Below are 17,982 nucleotides of genomic sequence, written 5' to 3'. Positions count from 1 at the left end.
TTCGGACTTCATATGACAATTATTGAGTGATCACTCAAATAATAAAAAAGTGATCGCTCAAAAATGCATTGAGCTTTGCATTAGAGTGGAGGATGCCGATATATGTCCTATGGCTCGGACGGTAGAATATGATCGTGATGCTGCGTTGGATGCGGCGATGACCTTGTTTTGGGTCAAAGGGTATCACGCGACATCGTTAAAGGATTTAGAGAACGCGCTGCAGATGCGCCCGGGCTCCATCTATGCGGCCTTTCGCAGCAAAGAGGCGTTGTTCAACGAGGCGCTAGATCAATACGCGACACGTATGGCTGCAGATTTGCGGAAACGGATCGATACTGCGGCATCGCCTCTTGGTGCTTTGGCGGACTATATTAATGAACTGTCCGATTTGGCGCCCTGTGATCGGCCTTCGACGGCCTGCATGCTGGTCAAATCGGTATTAGAGCTGCCCGCCAACACCGAAATCCGTAATGTGGTCGTCGCACATCTGGGCGAAATTGAACAACAACTGGTTTACGCACTGGGGCGCGCAGTCGAAAAATCAGAACTGCCAGCGAACACCGATACCGCGCGGATCGCCCGCCGTTTGCAGACATATATTTTTGGTTTAAAAATTCAGGCTCAGCGTATGACAAACGCAGATCATATGCGCGAACTTTGCAGTGATCTAGCCGCGGATATTCGGGCGCTAGCGGCCTAAAGTAGTCGGCCCGAACGCCAGTCACTATATAGAAACCGTCTGTGAAACAGCGGAAATTTCATCACCTCTTCGATCAGTTGGATCGACAGTACCCACACGGCGTTTAAATCCCAAACTAGTATAAACAGCGCCGTCGCGGGCACGCGAAATAACCATTGCGACCAGACAAAGATGTGCATGACCGCGATCGTATCGCCCGCTGCGCGCAGCGTGTTGCCGCACATCGCGTTTGAACCTTTGGGAAACGGTAGCAGGACTAGAATTGGTAGAAAGGCGATCAGCAGACGGAGCGTTTCTTCGGTCAGACTGGGGTAAAAAACGTCTACCAACAGACACATACCCCCAAACGTAAGCGCCACAAAGATTGCACACCCCGCAGCGCCAAACCATGCCTGTTTCAAGAAACGGTTCAGGTCATCGGCATCTGCGCCCTGCCCCAACATATGCGCGACAATTATGCCAGAAGCTTGGGCCCATTGCATCCCGATGGTGCCCGCGACCATGATCCAAGGTGAAATGATGGCAAGAGCGGCGAAATCATTCAGGGCCATTTTTGCATATATCAGCGTGCAAATATGAGTGGCAAAGGCGGCGCTGACAAAGGTTACGACAATCGGCAAAGCAAATTTCATGTGTCGCGATAATGCGTTGGCGACGCTACCGTGATGCCAAACATCTGGCAGAGAAGTCTGAGATCTATAGGCGCAGATTGCTAAAAATATGGCTTGGGCGCTGACCGCGATTGCACTGCCGATTGCCGCGCCCTTGATCCCGAATTCAGGTACAAACCCGACCCCGTGAATGAAAATCAGGCTTGCGATGATGTTCACGGGCACAGACAATAAATAGCTGAACATTGGCAATCGAGTGTTGCCCAGCCCGTTGAAATAACTGGACAGCGCTTGCCCTAATGCTTCGCCTAGGATCACGATGACGAAGATCGATAGGTAGTCGTTCGCCATGGCGTTCAAATCTGGGACTTGCGCCATGATATGTATAACGTCGTCGCCAAATATCAGAATGGTGAGGAGGCCGGATAGGCCGACGCAGATATTGATGCCAATCCCAATCCAGAATGTGCTTCTGATGAAATTCTGATCGGCCGTTCCTTTCGCCTGCGCAACGCGAATTTGTAGTGCATTCGCGATCGCAAGGATGATGCCCAGAACAAACCCTGCCACGGCGGTGGCTAGGGCCATCGCGGCCAATGCAGCTTCGCCCAAAGGCGCGACAAGCAAAGTATCAATGACAACAGTGCCATGTAGCATGATGGCTTTGACCGTCATGGGCCATGCCAAGTTTAAAACATCTTTGTTTTTCGGGGTCTGATTTGGACCGGCCATAGGGACACCATCACGGCAAAATCAGCCGTTCCTGCAGCCCATTGAGACTGCGAATTTAAGAAATACAAAAAGCTGAAATTGACGTTTATTCGTAAGGTTCGAAATAATTTGCGTTCTTTTTCTGGATGGCCTCGATGGTTTCATCCAAACGCGACAGGTGTTTCATGCCGAACTCTACCGCACGATCAGGATCGTTGGCTTTGATGGCCTCGGCTATGGAGGAATGATCGCTCAACAGTTCTGGCATTCTGTCTTCTTTCGACAAACCTAGAACGCATAGGCGATCAACTTTGGATTTTTCCGCTTGGATCACATCAAAGGCAAAATCAGCGTTTGCGATATCGCAGATCAATTTGTGGAAATCGTAATCCAACTGGCCAAATTTATCAAAATCACCGCCATCCATGCAGCGTGTCTGTTCGGCGATTGCAGCATCTAACTGGTCCGCGTGTGTAGCATTGCACAAAGCGGCCGCACGGCGAAGCACCTCTTTTTCAATGGCGGACCGGACAAAGCGCGATTTCGTAATTTCACGTACGGAAAACCGTTTGACCACAGTGGCACGTTGCGGACGAACGACGATCAAATCTTTAATCGCCAAACGGCTAAAGGCATCGCGCACAGGTTGACGCGAAACGCCGAAACTGGCGGCGACTTCAGCTTCGGACAGTTTGTCCCCTGGTAGCAGTCGCAGCGACAGAATTTCGTCGTTCAGATAATCAAAAATTTCGTCAACGCTGGTTCGTCGTTCACTCATCTGATGTTGCTGGGCCATTTGCGTCGTCCTCCTCGACATGCGCGCAAGTGGCATCGCGGCATGTTTTTAACTGATCCGGTGCAGGGCTAACCTTGGCCCATTCCGGATCAATCAATGGTTTATTTTCTGAATCTGACCCTGGGTCAAGAACTCCTCGGATATGCAATAGCATAATTTAAACTGGTATACCAGATATATTACTAGTATACCAGTTTGCGGGAGAAACGAATCAATCAAACATTTTGCAGCCGCTATCGCGCCTGCGCATTTGGGGAGGGGCCATGTCGGGCGTAAATCTCGAGGGCATTACGAAAGCTTATGGTGGTTTTCAGGTTGTCCACGGCATTGATCTAGAGGTTCAAGAAAAAGAATTTGTCGTTCTAGTCGGCCCATCGGGCTGCGGAAAATCGACAACCTTGCGGATGATCGCAGGACTAGAGGAAATCTCTGGTGGGTCGCTGAAAATCGACGACCGCGTCGTAAACCGCATTGCGCCAAAAGACCGCGATGTGGCGATGGTTTTCCAAAACTACGCGCTGTATCCGCATTTGAACGTCGAAGATAACATTGGTTTTGGTCTGCGCATTCGGAAAGAAAGCAAAGAAAAAATCGCATCTTCGGTCGAAGAAGTCGCAGGCATCTTGGGTCTGACCGATTATCTAAAGCGCCGTCCAGCGGATTTGTCGGGTGGCCAACGCCAACGTGTCGCAATGGGCCGCGCGATTGTGCGTCAGCCAAAGGTTTTCCTATTCGACGAACCGTTGTCGAACCTAGACGCTAAATTGCGCACGCAAATGCGCGCTGAAATCAAACGTTTGCACAAACGTTTGGGCGTAACCTCTATCTACGTGACCCACGATCAAGTCGAGGCGATGACGCTGGCGGACCGGATTGTTGTTATGCACGACGGCCGTATCGAACAGGTCGGCACCCCGATGGAGCTGTTCCAATATCCTGCAAATACATTCGTGGCCGAATTTTTGGGATCGCCCCCAATGAATATGGTCGAGGCGACAGTAGGTGCCTCTGACTCTGGTCCGATTGCTATTGTTGGGTCTGCGCAGGTTCCGCTGCGACGACTGCCTGAGCTGCAAAACTGTGTCGGTGAAAAAATTATCATTGGCATCCGTCCTGAATTTGCGGTTCCACAGCCAACAGGCACCAAAGGCGCAGTGCCGATCACTGTTGATTTGATCGAAACTTTGGGGTCGGAGGCGTTGTTACACGCCACGCTACAAGACAAGCCATTTGTCATTCGCACTGAGACGATGACGTCGTCCAACCGTTTGGAAAATGTCGGCGCGTTTACGGTCCCACCTGAAATGATCCGTGTGTTCGACGCAGAATCCGGCCGCGCGTTGTTAGGCCAGGGCAAAGCCCAATGAGCAGCGATTTCGACACCGCCGGATCGCCTGCAACAGAAACACTGGTTGTAAACGCGAAAGAGTCTGTGCGCGAACGTCGCGCCGCACAAATCCAGCGCGTTGGTGATCACCTGAAACGCGAATGGCAGCTGTATATCATGCTGCTGCCAATGGTCGTTTGGCTGATCGTGTTTCTGTACAAACCTATGTACGGCCTGCAGATAGCGTTCAAAGACTATTCGATTTTCAAAGGCGTCGCGAACAGCCCTTGGATCGGCTTTGAACATTTCCAGACGCTTTTCAGCAATGATCAATTCCTACGTGCGGTGAAAAACACGCTGATCATTAGTGCCTATGGGCTGTTGTTTGGATTTCCGGTGCCCATTTTGCTGGCGCTAATGTTCAACGAAGTCTTGAGCCAAAAGTTCAAAAAGACCACGCAGACGATCGTGTATCTGCCGCATTTCATCTCTTCGGTGATTATCGCAGGTATCGTCATAACCGCATTTTCGCCGTCGGCAGGTATCGTGAATACGATCCTTGGATGGTTCGGCGTGGATTCCGTGTATTTCCTAACGCGCCCCGAATGGTTCCGTCCGATCTTTATCGGAACAGGCATTTGGCAAGAGGCAGGTTTCCAATCAATCGTCTATCTGGCCGCGATCGCGGGCGTTTCGCCCACGCTGTATGAAAGCGCTGTCGTCGATGGTGCGTCTCGTTGGCAAATGATGTGGAAAATCACGCTGCCGTCGATCCTGCCGACCATCATCATCATGCTGATCATCCGCATCGGTAACATCCTAGAGGTGTCGTTCGAGATGATCATCCTGCTGTACCAGCCAGCGACCTATTCGACCGCAGATGTCGTGAACACCTTTATCTACCGCCAAGGTCTGCAAGGTGGCCAATACGATTTCGCAGCTGCCGCAGGTCTATTCAATGCTGTCGTTGCTTTCATTCTGGTTATGACCGCCAACGCAATTTCCAAACGCTTCTCGCGTACGTCGCTTTGGTAAGGGGGGCACATCATGGCAAACATGAATCTGTATTCGCGCGGTGACAAACTATTCGTCATCACCAACATGGTCCTGATCGGATTGTTCGCACTGTCGACGCTCTATCCGTTCATCTACATCACTTCGTTGTCGATGAGCGCAGGTTTCGAAGCCAGAGCAGGCAACGTCATCTTGACGCCGGTTGGCTTTACTCTGGAAGCCTATTCCAAAGTGCTAAGCGAGCCGCAGTTCTGGATCAGCTACAAAAACACGTTCATCTATACCATCTTTGGTACCCTGATGAGTCTGATCCTGATCATTCCAGGTGCCTATGCGTTGTCGCGTCCGCAACTGTATGGTCGCAGGTTTTGGAACCTGATGGTCGCTTTTACGATGTGGTTCCACGCAGGTTTGATCCCGTTCTTTTTGAACATGCGGGATCTGGGTCTGCTGGACAGCTATTTCGGCATCATCATCGGCTTTGCCGTAAGTGGTTTCAACATCATCCTGTTGCGCAACTTTTTCGAAGGTATTCCGCAAAGTTTCGAAGAAGCCGCGCGGATGGATGGCGCAAATGAATTTCAGGTTCTGTGGCGCGTCTATGTGCCTCTGTCGAAACCTGCGATCGCAACTGTCGCGTTGTTCTGTATCGTATCGCGTTGGAACGGGTTCTTTTGGGCCATGGTTCTGCTGCAAGACGAAGAAAAAATTCCGCTGCAGGTATACCTACGCAAGGTGATTGCTGAACTGTCAGATGACGAAGAATTCGCAACATCTCTACTGAACGCGTCCTATTCGGTCGAAACCGTCACCGCGTCGATCATCGTCTGTTCGATCATACCGATCGTCCTGATTTACCCATTCCTACAAAAATATTTCAGCAAGGGCATCCTGCTGGGAGGAGTGAAGGAATGAACCTCAACATTCGCAACAGGGAGGAAACTATGCGAATTTTGACTTTACCAATGGCCATGCTGGCGACGACAGCAATGACCGCGCCTGTCATGGCGCAAGATTTGCCAATCGTTGACGAACCACTGGAACTAACGGTTCACATGCACTGGCCGCGCGCGCAAGGCTATGGCCCAGGTGGTGACACATCCGTGCTGTACCCGGTCGAGGAATTCGCCCGCGAACGCACCAACATTCATCTGATTGACCAAACTTCGGGTCGCAACACCAAAGACAACAACGAAGCCATGAACCTGTTGCTGGCCAGTGGTGATTTGCCTGACATCGTTGGTGGCAACCGTATCAAACAACCGGTCAACCAATACGGTCCAGAGGGCGCGTTTGTGCCGCTGAATGATCTGGTTGCTGAACATGCACCAAACATTCAACGTTTCTGGGATGAACACCCTGGGCTTCAGGCTGCGATTTCCGCCTATGACGGCAATTACTATTACATCCCGTACCTGCCAGACGGCAAATATGGCCGTGCGTGGTTCGTTCGTCAGGACTGGCTGGATGCGCTGGGTCTGGAAACGCCAAACAACGTTGACGAACTATATAATGTTCTAGTCGCTTTCCGTGACAACGATCCGAACGGCAACGGTCAGGCAGACGAAGTGCCCTACTTTGCCCGAGATTGGGAAGAAGTGCTGCGCCTGATGACCCTGTGGGATGCCCGTACCTCGGGTTCGGATACGTACCACGATTTCTTTATCACCGCGGAAAACACCATTGCGCACCCCTATGCCCAAGATGCCTATCGTAACGGTATGGCCAATCTGGCGAAATGGTATGCCGAAGGCCTGATCGACGCCGAAATTTTCACGCGTGGATCATCGTCGCGTGACTATTTGTTGGGTGAAAACCTAGGCGGTATGACCCACGATTGGTTCGCATCGACATCTGGTTATAACGCGGCGCTTGCGGACAAGGTCGACGGTTTCAACTTTATTCCGTTCCTACCGCCTGAATCCGCTGGTGGCGTCCGCATGGAAGAACATCGCCGCATTCCAATCAAACCAGATGGCTGGGCGATCACCTATGCCAATGAAAACCCTGTCGAAACCATCAAATACTTCGACTATTTCTTCTCAGAAGAAGGAGCGCTGCTGGCAAACTTTGGTGTCGAAGGCAAAACCTGGAACATGGTCGACGGAGAGCCGGTCTTTACGGACGAGGTTCTGAATTCTGACACGGCTGTGAACAGCCAAATGTATCTGGAAGGCGCACAAATCTATCGTGGTTACCCACAAGATTACCGTTACGAATGGCAGTGGACTGCCCAAGCCGCGCGTGACGGCATTGAACTATATGACACCCAAGATTTGTTGGTGGATCAGTTCCTAGGCGTCGCCTTTACCAAAGACGAACAAGAAATCTACGACCGCTATTGGCCAACGATCCAGACCTACATGCTGGAACGTCAACAGGCGTGGATTTTGGGTTCTGGTGATATCGAACAGGATTGGTCCGACTACATCGAGACATTGAACAACATGGGCTACCAGAAAGTCCTTGAAGTCATGAACTCGGCGTACGCGCGCCAATACGGCTGATCAACGGATTAGCCACGTGCGTGGCCGAGTCCATCCTCGGCCACGCATTTTCTGACATTTTTGCATTAGGACGACCTATGCTCGCCGATACTTTGTACAAACTAGATGAACCCAAAGCTGGTCGTCTAACGATCGATTATAGCCCGACCAAAGACACCGATGTCGCAGAAAACCCACCTAGGTTTACATGGTTGCCGGTGATCGATGACGACGCGCTGTATGTCCTACGTGTGTCGTCAGATCCAGAATTTGCGCCTGCAAAGACGCAGGAATTTTCAAAACTGCCTTTGAATTTCTTCACACCAGACCAGTATTTCAAAGACGGGGTTCATTATTGGTCATATGCCGTTTGTGATGATGCGGGCGAACCGACCACTGAATGGAGCCAGACACGTAGTTTTGAAATCACGCCAGGTTTGCCCCAAACTCCGCTGGTTGGGCGCGACAAACGTTTTGAAAACGCTTCGACGGCGCATCCCCGCTTGTGGATGACCTCTGACCGATTGGACGGATTCACCGAAACCGTTAGCAATGATCCAGAGGCCTATAGTTGGTCGACGTTCTACGAAAAATCGGTTTTGCCGTGGATGGATCGCGATGTGATGCGGGAACCCGCAGGATATCCAAATCACCAACGCGTCGCGCCAGTCTGGCGGCAAACCTATATCGATCTGCAAGAAGCATGGTACGCCGTCCGTCACCTAGCCATTGGTGGGCGCGTGACCAGCAATGCGGACATGACCCAGCGCGCCAAGGAATGGTTGTTAGAAATCGCATCATGGGATCCGATGGGCGTAACTTCTCGGTCTTATACCGATGAATGGGCCTATCGCGTGACAAATGCCCTATCCTGGGGATTTGACTGGCTATACGACGAACTATCGGATGATGAACGCACCAAGGTTCGCGACGTCCTGCTGACCCGCACCCGCGATATCGCAGAGCACGCCATCGTTAATGCGAAAATTCACCTCTTTCCGTACGACAGCCATGCTGTTCGTTCCGTATCCTTAACGATCGTGCCTGCGTGCATTGCTTTGTTGGGTGAAGATGAAAACGACGAAGTTCGCGATTGGCTGAATTACTGCATCGAGTTTCTATCGACGGTCTATTCGCCTTGGGGCGATGCAGACGGTGGTTGGGCCGAAGGCACCAACTATTGGATGATGGGCATGGCCTATCTGATCGATGCCGCCAACCGTTTGAAATCCTACACAGGTATCAATCTGTACGATCGTCCGTTTTTTCAAAATACGGGTGATTTCCCACTGTTCTGCAAGGCGCCAAACACACGCCGCGCGACATTTGGCGATGACAGCACACAGGGCGATCTGCCGTGCATCAAAACCGGTCTCAACATGCGCCAGTTTGCAGGTGTGACGGGCAAAGGTGAATATCAGTGGTATTGCGATGAAAACCTGCGCCTGAATCCGGGCACTGAAATGGCTTTCTACAATTGGGGCTGGTGGGACACGAATTTCGACGAAATGGTATTCCAAACCGATTTCCCTGTCGTCGAAGCTACCCAACCGTCGGGCGGACTGCGCCATTTCCGCGGTATCGGCTGGGTCGGTATTCAGCACGCAATGGCAGACCCTGATAACCACATTCAGTTTGTGTTCAAATCATCTCAGTACGGGTCGATCAGTCACAGTCACGGCGACCAAAACGCGTTTTGTTTGGCGGCATACGGCGAAGATCTGGCGATCCAATCTGGTCACTATGTTGCGTTCAATTCGTCCATGCACCGTCAGTGGCGTCGTCAGACTCGTTCCAAAAACGCCATTTTGATCAATGGCAAAGGCCAATATGCTGAGAAAGACAAATCTCGGGCTATGCGCGCCACAGGTAAAATTTTGGCCGCCGAAGAATTTGCCGATCACAGCTATATCCGTGGGGACGCAACAGCCGCTTACCAAAGCCTGTCCCCCGAAGTCACATTGGCCGAGCGCGAAATCTATTTCGTTAGAAACAGCTACTTTGTCATCGTCGACAAAATCGACGCCGAAACTCCGGTGACCATCGACTGGTTGCTGCACGCAAATAATCGGTTCGAGCTGGGTAAAACGTCGTTCAAAAACGCGGGCGAACGGGCGGGTTTCTATGGCCAATGCGTCTGGTCAGAGGCTGGCAAACCAGAGTTCACGCAATTCACCGGTTTTCCTGATGTGAACCCCGACGAAATCCAAGACCTGCCACAAAGTACATGCATGGTGGCCCGCTACCCTGCATCAACACGGCATCGCATCGCGACATTACTGGTGCCGTATAAATTGGAAACGCCAAAGCGGATTTTCCATTTCATGGACGACCAGGGCTATGACGCCGACCTGTATTTCACCGACCCCGAAGAACACACCTTCAAAGTGGTCATGAAAAAACTGGCAAACACTTAAAACGGTTAAAAAGGAACGATTATGCTAAAGGGTAAAACTGCAATCGTCACAGGTGGCGGCCGCGATATTGGGCGGGCCTGTGCAGTCGAATTGGCCCGCTTGGGTGCCAATGTCATCATCAATTATTTTTCCAGCGCCGCATCTGCGCATGATACCATCGGTGAAGTCGCCAAATTCGGCGGGCAAGCTATTGCGGTTCAAGCTGACCTGAATACGCAAGAAGGCGTGGACAAGGTTGTTAATTTGGCCGTCAAAGAATTCGGTTCCATCGATGTTTTGGTGAACAATACTGGCGGCCTTGTTGCGCGCCAAAAGATCACTGAAATGTCGCTAGAACATTGGAACACGGTGATGGATCTGAATTTGACCAGCATGTTCCTGATGACTCGCGCCTGCCTATCGCACATGAAAACCGGCACCATCGTTAATATCGCGAGCCAAGCCGGCCGCGATGGCGGCGGACCTGGTGCTGTACCCTATGCCACATCCAAAGGTGCGGTCATGGCGATGACACGTGGCTTGGCCAAAGAACTGGGGCCAGAAATTCGTGTAAACGGCATTTGCCCCGGCATGATCGATACCGATTTTCACAATGTACACACAAAAGACGAAGTGCGTCGCAACGTCGAAGCAGCAACGCCTTTGAAACGCCAAGGTGTCCCACAGGATATCGCAAATTTGGTTGCGTTCTTAGCAACCGATCAGTCCGGTTTTATGACTGGTACAAATATCGACATAAACGGCGGTACGCTGTTTTCATAAGACAAAGAGAAAACGAATGGCTCAATTCCCAATTATTCCAACGTCCCAAGATGTGACCCGTCAGGTGCTGTCGGATCATCCTGATTTGATGGTGGTTGAATTCCGTTTCGAAGAATCCGGCGCAGAGGGCGCGCTGCACGACCATCCACATGTCCAATCGACCTACGTCAAAAGCGGCAAGTTCCGTTTCACTTTGGGCAAAGAGGAAAAGATCGTCGCGGCTGGAGATAGCTTTGTTATTCCGTCAGGAATGACCCACGGTTGTATCTGCCTAGAGCCTGGTGTGCTGATCGATTCATTCACGCCGCGCCGCGACGATTTTCTATGACCAGCCCCCTGCCCCAAAACCGATTTTTAGCAATCGGCGAATGTATGGCTGAATTATCGCCAACAGCCCAAGACGGTGAATATCGTCTAGGCTTTGCGGGTGATGCGTTTAACACATCTTGGTATCTGGCGCGTTTGTCGCCGGATACGGATGTTTCGTTTTTGACGGCGATTGGTGACGACAGCCTAAGCCGCCAGATGATGGACCTGTTTGCGCAGTCCGGCATCAAAGAAAACTATGTGCAGCATTTGGAAAACCAGACTATCGGCATGTACATGATTTCGCTGCAAAACGGTGAACGCAGTTTTCATTACTGGCGTGGCCAATCCGCGGCGAAAAAGCTCGCAGACGATCCACAAAAACTGGCGACGGCATTTTCTGAAAACGATGTCATCTATTTTTCAGGAATTACGCTAGCGATCTTGCCCGACAAATCGCGGCAGGGTTTTCTGGCGGCTTTGAAAACGGCCAAAGAGGCAGGCAAAACAATTGTATTTGACCCGAATTTGCGGCCTCGGTTGTGGGAAACGGCTGATGCAATGACATCGGCTATCATGCAAGGCGCAGCGGTTAGCACGATCGTTTTGCCATCTTTCGAAGACGAGGCCGAATGGTTTCACGACGAAAACCCAATGGCTACGCTGAACCGTTACAAGGCACTGGGCATTCCGACTGTCATCGTGAAAAATGGACCTGATCCTGTTTTATTTGAACACAATGGGCACAGCGGGGAATACCCCGTCGCACCGATCACCGAAGTCACAGATACCACCGCCGCAGGCGACAGTTTTAACGCTGGGTTTTTGGCGCGATTTGGATCTGGGGACATCGAATGGGCAATCAAAGGCGGTGCCGAATTGGCTGCGCGGGTTGTTCAGTCGCGCGGCGCATTGGTGGCGAAAGCGACCGAGATGGATTGAATCCATTCCTGAAATGCGGCCAGTTCCGGATTTTGGGAAACGCCATCGCGGGACACCAGATAATAATTGTCGTCGATCGGAAAAGACAGATCGGCGGCAACAACCAATTCGCCGCGATCAATGAACGGCTGTGCCAAGCTTTCGAAAATCAGGGCGGTTCCTTGGCCGAACACTACGGATTGCAACGCAACCAGCGATGAATCCACCTTCATCAAAATAGGTAGATTAGGCATATCTATTTCATGATGGTCGATCAGACGGCCCCATTCGGTTTCGGAGCCAATAATTTGCACGACCCCCGCCCCCAGCTGCGCCGCCAACGCGACCCCTGTGTCGTGTCCATCAATTTTGTTCTGTGGGCTGCACACCAACACTGCGTTCTCTTGACCTAGTGAAATTATGTCAGCCTCGAGCCATTGGCCGCGGCCGTACCTGACATCGAAATCTATGCCATCAACATCCATGCGGTCGGACCAAACGGCGGTGGTCAGTTCGATTTCGATGTCGGGATACATCGCCCGAAATTCATGTAGCCTCGGCGCAAGGATCAAGGTCGCGTAACTGATAGAGGCGCGGATACGGATTTTTCGTTGTCTGCGAACCGTGAACAACGACTCTGTTGCGCTTTGCATGTCGGTAAATGACCTGCGGATGGGCAACGCATAGGCCTGCCCCAAGTCTGTCAATTCAACACCTCGCGGCAAACGTTTGAACAGTTGAACGCCCAGATGCTGTTCCAAAAGACGGATTTGTTGACTGACAGCCGCAGGTGTCAGGTGCAATTCGCCAGCGGCATCGGAAAAACTGCTGTGTCGTGCGGCTGCTTCGAATGCGCGCAACCATGCTAGATGTGGCAAACGCACGGGGGCCTCCTGTTTCGCGCAACGGTCACGTTACAATGGGCAGTGATCCCCATCGGGGCAAGCCTGAAGCGTTTCAAAGTTATCTGACCCTTAGGTGCAAATCCTATTGATTGTGGTTCGGCCACGGCTTTGTTGACATGGCCGCGTACTAATACGGGCCCAATTCGATCATGGCACAATTTGATTTTATCGTTGTCGGCGCTGGTTCCGCCGGTTGTGCCGTCGCCGAGGGTTTGTCCCGCAGCGGCAAATACAGCGTTCTGTTGGTCGAGGCTGGGAAACAGGATCGCAACCTATGGATCAAAGTGCCCATAGGCTATGCCGTTAATTTTCAGAACAAAAAGCTGAATTGGAATTATCACACCGAACCTGACGACGGTCTGCACGGCCGGTCGATCTATTGGCCCCGTGGGCGCGTCATTGGCGGTTCCAGTTCCATCAACGCGATGGCCTATATGCGCGGTTTGCCCGTTGATTACGACGGCTGGGCACAGTCAGGCGCAACCGGTTGGGCCTGGTCCGATGTCGAACCTGCCTTTGCCAAGATGGAAAAACGGATCGCAGAGCATACAGATAATCCGGTCTGTGTTTCGAACCTAAGCGATCAGATGAATCCGTTTTCCAAAACCTTTTTGACGGCAGCGACCCACATGGGATGGCCCATCGTCGAAGACCCCAGCACGCTGACAAGCGAAGGTATTGGTTTTTATCAGTCGACCGTCAAAAACGGGTTTCGGTTTTCCGCCGCTGATGCGTTTTTGCGTCCGGCGTTGAAACGTCCAAATATCACCTGTGTCGCTAATGCGATTGTTGAGCGGATCGTCATTTCAAACGGGCGGGCAAAAGGGATTGAATACCGCGTCGGGGCGCAAACATTCCGTGCCCGCGCGAATTCGGAAATTGTGCTATCCGCTGGGGCCGTGAATTCGCCCAAACTTCTGATGCTGTCGGGGGTCGGACCGGCCGATCAAATCAAAGATAAAGGGATCAAACTGATCCATGACCAACCAAATGTCGGTCAAAATCTACAGGACCATTTGGCAATAAATTATCAATTCAGGGCAAAGTCACCGACGCTCAACAATATCTTGGGCCAGATCGCTCCACGGGTGTTCGAGGCGGCAAAATATGTTGTTCGACGCAACGGCGCCTTGTCCGTGCCCGTCAATCAAGTCGGCGGATACGTCAAATCGGATCAGTCCCTAGATTGGCCCGATATGCAGATTTACTGTAATCCAATGTCCTATTCGATCGGACCCAACGGCAAACTAAAGGTCGACGGAAAGCCGGGCTATTTAATAAGCGCGCAACAATGTCGCCCCCAAAGCCGTGGCCAGATCAGGTTGGTTTCATCTGATCCGGCAACGGCTCCGAAAATTTTGCCGCATTCTTTGTCGTCGGATACGGATCAAACGGCAGCAGTCAAAGCTGTGTCTATCATACGAAAAATTGCAGATGTGCGTCCGTTGCTGGATGTCACAACTGCGCCCATCGACAGATTGCCCGAAACTGATGCGGAGGCGCTGGATGATTTCAGAAACCGTGCGTCCACCGTTTTTCATCCGACATCGACCTGCCGCATGGGAACGGATCCGCGTACTTCGGTCATTGACCCGCGGTGCCGCGTTCATGGGGTGCGCGGTCTGCGCGTGATTGATGCATCTGTTTTTCCGTCTGTAACCTCAGGCAATACAAATGGCCCGACGATGATGGTTGCGATGCGCGCCACTGAAATGATGTTGGCCGACCAAATCTAAAAGGATCGCAAATGCAGTTAGAGACGATCGAAACTTTTGTATTCGGAAATCCCCCACCGCGACACGGTGGACGGTATTTCATCTTTGTGCGCCTCACGACCCGCTGCGGAATTACGGGCGTTGGCGAGATATATAACGCAACCTTTGGCCCCGATATCGTCTGCGCCATGGCCAAAGATATGTTTGGCCGCCATTTTCATGATGCGGACCCACATCATATCGAAAAGCTGTGGCACCGCGCCTATGGCGCAGGGTTTACACAGCGGCCCGATGTCACTGTCATGGGTGTTCTTAGCGGGTTGGAAATGGCCTGTTGGGACATCATTGGCAAAGCTGCAGATCAACCCGTATATCAGCTGATCGGTGGCCGCGTGCATGATCGTCTGCGCAGCTACACGTATTTATATCCCGCCCAAGGCGACGTGTATCCCGACCCTGATGCGCCAAATGTTTACAATGATGCTGATCTGGCCGCCGAAGCTGCGCTATTGGCCGTTGATCAAGGCTTTACCGCCGTCAAATTCGACCCTGCTGGTCCGTACTCTGTTTATGATGGTCATCAACCCCGCTTAGAGGATCTGGATCGTTCTGAACAATTCTGCAAACGTATCCGAGAGGCAGTCGGCAACCGCGCTGACCTATTATTCGGGACCCATGGCCAATTCACAGTGTCGGGCGCCAAACGTATGGCCCGCCGGTTAGAGCCATATGACCCACTGTGGTTCGAAGAACCGACAACACCCGAAAACCCAGCGGACATGGCCGAGATTGCGCGGTTTACATCTGTTCCGATTGCGGCTGGCGAACGGCTGTGCACCAAACATGAATTTGCGCGTTTGATCGAAACCGGTGGCGCGTCAATCATCCAGATGAATCTGGGACGCGTGGGCGGCATATTAGAAGCCCGCAAAATCGCCGGTATCGCTCAAACAAGGCAGGCGCAAATAGCACCCCATTTGTACTGCGGACCAGTAGTCGCAGCGGCCAATATTCACGTCGCAACCGCAAGCCCCAATTTCCTGATTTTGGAAAGCATCGGGACGTTCACAGGGGCTTATATGTCCTGCCTGAAAACCAGCATTGAATGGGAAAACGGATATGTCATCCCGTCCGATGCGCCGGGTTTGGGCGTTGAACTGGACGACGATGCAATCGCTGCAAACCCATACACAGGGGATGAACTGCACCTCACCATGTCCCCTGATCCCGTAATCCCCTAAAGCACAGTGAACAGATAGATGAATATAGACAAATTTTACATCGGCGGCGAATGGGTCAAACCGATTGGTGATGACACAATGCCCATCATGAACCCTGCGCATAATTCGCAAATCGGCACTTTGTACATGGGGCAAATCGGGGATGTCGACCGCGCCGTTGCAGCGGCAAAGCAAGCCTTTGAAACATTTTCAATGACGACGAAAGAGGAACGTTTGGCCCTATTGGACAATCTTTTGTCCGAAACAAAACGGCGTCAGCAGGACTTGGCAGATGCAATCACCGCAGAAATGGGCGCCCCTACGACCATGTCGTATGATGTACAGGCAGATAGCGGCATCGGACATCTGCAATCGTTCATCGCAGCGCTTAAGGATCAGGCCGAACAACAAACTTTGCCGAATGGTGATATCCTGTCGCGCGAACCCATTGGTGTCATTGGCATGATCACGCCATGGAATTGGCCGATTAATCAGATCGCGCTTAAGGTTGTTCCTGCTTTGGCGACGGGATCGACCTGCGTCCTAAAACCATCCGAACACACGCCTCTTTCTGCACAAATCTATGCCGAAATTGTGGATGCCGCTGGGTATCCTGCTGGCGTCTTTAACTTGGTTCACGGCGATGGTCCGACAGTGGGCGCCGCGATGTCCCGCCATCCGGATATTGCGATGATGTCCTTTACAGGTTCCACCCGCGCAGGCGTTCAAGTGTCTAAAGACGCCGCCGACACAATCAAAAAGGTGACTTTGGAATTGGGCGGCAAATCACCTAATCTGGTGTTTGCGGATTGTGATTTGGAAAAACGTATCGCCGAAAGCGTCACTAATTGTTTCGACAATTCGGGGCAGTCATGCAACGCGCCGACGCGCCTTTTGGTCGAACGCAGCTGCTATGATCAGGTTCTGGATTTGGCCAAAGCTGCCGCCGATGCGCAAAAGGTGGATGACCCGTCCCTGCCCGGCGACCACATTGGCCCCGTGTTCGATCAAATCCAATATGACCGCATTCAAAAGATGATTCAGATCGGCATTGACGAAGGCGCGACTTTGCTTGCTGGCGGTTTGGGAAAACCAACAGGGCTAGAAAACGGATGGTATGTCCGCCCGACGATTTTTTCTGACGTGACAAACGACATGCGTATCGCGCGCGAAGAAATCTTTGGTCCGGTTTTGGTTATCATTCCTTTTGATACTGAAGAGGACGCAATCCAGATCGCGAACGACACAGAATATGGTTTGGCCGCTTATATTCAGACAGGCGACGCTGAGCGTGCCGAACGCGTGGCGCGACGTTTGCGGGCGGGCGTCATTGCGATCAACGGCCGCGGGTCCGATTACGGATCCCCCTTTGGCGGATATAAAAAATCAGGGATCGGACGCGAAGGCGGCATTTACGGCCTTGAGGACTATCAAGAACTCAAGGTCCGCGCTCCGTTCCAAAAATAAACAAAAAACGCCGTCCGAAACAGGGCGGCGTTTTTATATTTAGGCGTATGAACCTGCCGAATAGGTCAATTCATAGCTGTGGCTATACAATTCAAAGATATTTCCAAACGGATCTTCGACGTAGACCATCCGATATGGTTTTTCGCCTGGAAAATATTCACGAATAGGCATCCGCTGTTTGCCACCTGCGGCGACAATTTTTTCGACTAAGGCTTCGGGATTTGGGTCCTGAATGGCAAAATGGAAAGTGCCGTGGCGACGAAAGGCAAAGTTTTCATCGGGCGCAAAATTGTCATTAAATTCAAATAATTCGATCCCGATGCCGTCACCTGTCGAAAGATGGGCAATCGACAGTTTTTTCCAGTTAGGGCCGAACACATCCGTACACATTTGACCAATCGCGCTATCGTCTTCGGTCACGACGCTGGGGGGCATGAGAACGTAAAACCCCATAACGTCTGCATAGAATTTAACGGCGGCCTCTACATCTGGGACAGACAGGCCGATGTGCGAAAATGTTCGCGGGAATTGGGTCATAGTTAGCTCCATTCATTTTATGAATTGGGTGTAGACCTGACCTGTAAGAATATGAAATTATCATATGTACTGAATTACATAACAATA

Annotated in this window: 16 protein-coding genes; 12 read left to right on the top strand and 4 right to left on the bottom strand. The window is 51.7% G+C overall.

What is annotated here, in order from left to right:
- Positions 1-109: 109 nt before the first annotated feature.
- A complete protein-coding gene (locus BVC71_RS12935) occupies positions 110-700 on the top strand; it encodes a TetR/AcrR family transcriptional regulator (RefSeq protein WP_086452114.1) in 591 nt (196 codons plus the stop codon).
- On the opposite strand, the gene BVC71_RS12930 is transcribed toward BVC71_RS12935, so the two are convergent.
- Positions 697-2,043, bottom strand: coding sequence for an MATE family efflux transporter (locus tag BVC71_RS12930; protein ID WP_086452113.1), 1,347 nt, complete (start codon positions 2,041-2,043; stop codon positions 697-699). The genes BVC71_RS12935 and BVC71_RS12930 overlap by 4 nt on opposite strands.
- Positions 2,044-2,128: 85 nt before the next feature.
- Positions 2,129-2,800, bottom strand: coding sequence for a GntR family transcriptional regulator (locus BVC71_RS12925; RefSeq protein WP_240516857.1), 672 nt, complete (start codon positions 2,798-2,800; stop codon positions 2,129-2,131).
- 281 nt (positions 2,801-3,081) lie between these two features.
- Here BVC71_RS12925 and BVC71_RS12920 point away from each other — a divergent pair, with 281 nt between their 5' ends.
- From BVC71_RS12920 to BVC71_RS12885, 8 genes are all read left to right on the top strand, one after another.
- Positions 3,082-4,185 carry an ABC transporter ATP-binding protein gene (locus tag BVC71_RS12920; RefSeq protein WP_086452111.1) on the top strand — a complete coding sequence of 368 codons (1,104 nt, stop codon included), beginning with the start codon at positions 3,082-3,084 and terminating at the stop codon, positions 4,183-4,185.
- The gene (locus BVC71_RS12915) at positions 4,182-5,180 is read left to right on the top strand and encodes an ABC transporter permease (protein WP_086452110.1); all 999 of its coding nucleotides are present in this window, start codon (positions 4,182-4,184) and stop codon (positions 5,178-5,180) included. The genes BVC71_RS12920 and BVC71_RS12915 overlap by 4 nt, the downstream gene beginning before the upstream one ends.
- A gap of 12 nt (positions 5,181-5,192) precedes the next feature.
- The gene (locus tag BVC71_RS12910; protein ID WP_086452109.1) at positions 5,193-6,074 is read left to right on the top strand and encodes a carbohydrate ABC transporter permease; all 882 of its coding nucleotides are present in this window, start codon (positions 5,193-5,195) and stop codon (positions 6,072-6,074) included.
- A 29-nt stretch (positions 6,075-6,103) separates the two neighbouring features.
- The gene (locus BVC71_RS12905) at positions 6,104-7,666 is read left to right on the top strand and encodes an extracellular solute-binding protein (RefSeq protein WP_240516856.1); all 1,563 of its coding nucleotides are present in this window, start codon (positions 6,104-6,106) and stop codon (positions 7,664-7,666) included.
- A gap of 77 nt (positions 7,667-7,743) precedes the next feature.
- Positions 7,744-10,062, top strand: coding sequence for a DUF4962 domain-containing protein (locus BVC71_RS12900; RefSeq protein ID WP_086452108.1), 2,319 nt, complete (start codon positions 7,744-7,746; stop codon positions 10,060-10,062).
- A 21-nt stretch (positions 10,063-10,083) separates the two neighbouring features.
- Positions 10,084-10,824, top strand: coding sequence for an SDR family NAD(P)-dependent oxidoreductase (locus BVC71_RS12895; RefSeq protein WP_240516855.1), 741 nt, complete (start codon positions 10,084-10,086; stop codon positions 10,822-10,824).
- A gap of 16 nt (positions 10,825-10,840) precedes the next feature.
- Positions 10,841-11,152 (top strand): cupin domain-containing protein, encoded by a 312-nt coding sequence (locus BVC71_RS12890; RefSeq protein WP_086452106.1) that lies wholly within the window; start codon positions 10,841-10,843, stop codon positions 11,150-11,152.
- 44 nt (positions 11,153-11,196) lie between these two features.
- Positions 11,197-12,072 carry a sugar kinase gene (locus tag BVC71_RS12885; RefSeq protein ID WP_240516854.1) on the top strand — a complete coding sequence of 292 codons (876 nt, stop codon included), beginning with the start codon at positions 11,197-11,199 and terminating at the stop codon, positions 12,070-12,072.
- Here BVC71_RS12885 and BVC71_RS12880 read toward each other — a convergent pair.
- On the bottom strand, positions 12,027-12,935 hold the full coding sequence (locus tag BVC71_RS12880) for a LysR family transcriptional regulator (protein ID WP_086452104.1): 909 nt from the start codon (positions 12,933-12,935) through the stop codon (positions 12,027-12,029). The genes BVC71_RS12885 and BVC71_RS12880 overlap by 46 nt on opposite strands.
- Positions 12,936-13,105: 170 nt before the next feature.
- Here BVC71_RS12880 and BVC71_RS12875 point away from each other — a divergent pair, with 170 nt between their 5' ends.
- The 3 genes from BVC71_RS12875 to BVC71_RS12865 are packed head-to-tail and all read left to right on the top strand — an operon-like array spanning position 13,106 to position 17,358.
- On the top strand, positions 13,106-14,692 hold the full coding sequence (locus BVC71_RS12875; RefSeq protein WP_086452103.1) for a GMC family oxidoreductase: 1,587 nt from the start codon (positions 13,106-13,108) through the stop codon (positions 14,690-14,692).
- A gap of 11 nt (positions 14,693-14,703) precedes the next feature.
- The gene (locus tag BVC71_RS12870; RefSeq protein ID WP_086452102.1) at positions 14,704-15,912 is read left to right on the top strand and encodes a mandelate racemase/muconate lactonizing enzyme family protein; all 1,209 of its coding nucleotides are present in this window, start codon (positions 14,704-14,706) and stop codon (positions 15,910-15,912) included.
- Between the two features lie 18 nt (positions 15,913-15,930).
- Positions 15,931-17,358, top strand: coding sequence for an aldehyde dehydrogenase family protein (locus BVC71_RS12865; protein WP_086452101.1), 1,428 nt, complete (start codon positions 15,931-15,933; stop codon positions 17,356-17,358).
- 39 nt (positions 17,359-17,397) lie between these two features.
- On the opposite strand, the gene BVC71_RS12860 is transcribed toward BVC71_RS12865, so the two are convergent.
- On the bottom strand, positions 17,398-17,895 hold the full coding sequence (locus BVC71_RS12860) for a lactoylglutathione lyase family protein (RefSeq protein ID WP_086452100.1): 498 nt from the start codon (positions 17,893-17,895) through the stop codon (positions 17,398-17,400).
- Between the last annotated feature and the right edge of the window lie 87 nt (positions 17,896-17,982).

It is taken from the genome of Marivivens niveibacter (assembly GCF_002150005.2).
Classification (GTDB): domain Bacteria; phylum Pseudomonadota; class Alphaproteobacteria; order Rhodobacterales; family Rhodobacteraceae; genus Marivivens; species Marivivens niveibacter.
The sequence above is the reverse complement of the archived record's forward strand: the minus strand, read 5'-3'. Positions and strand labels throughout refer to the sequence as shown.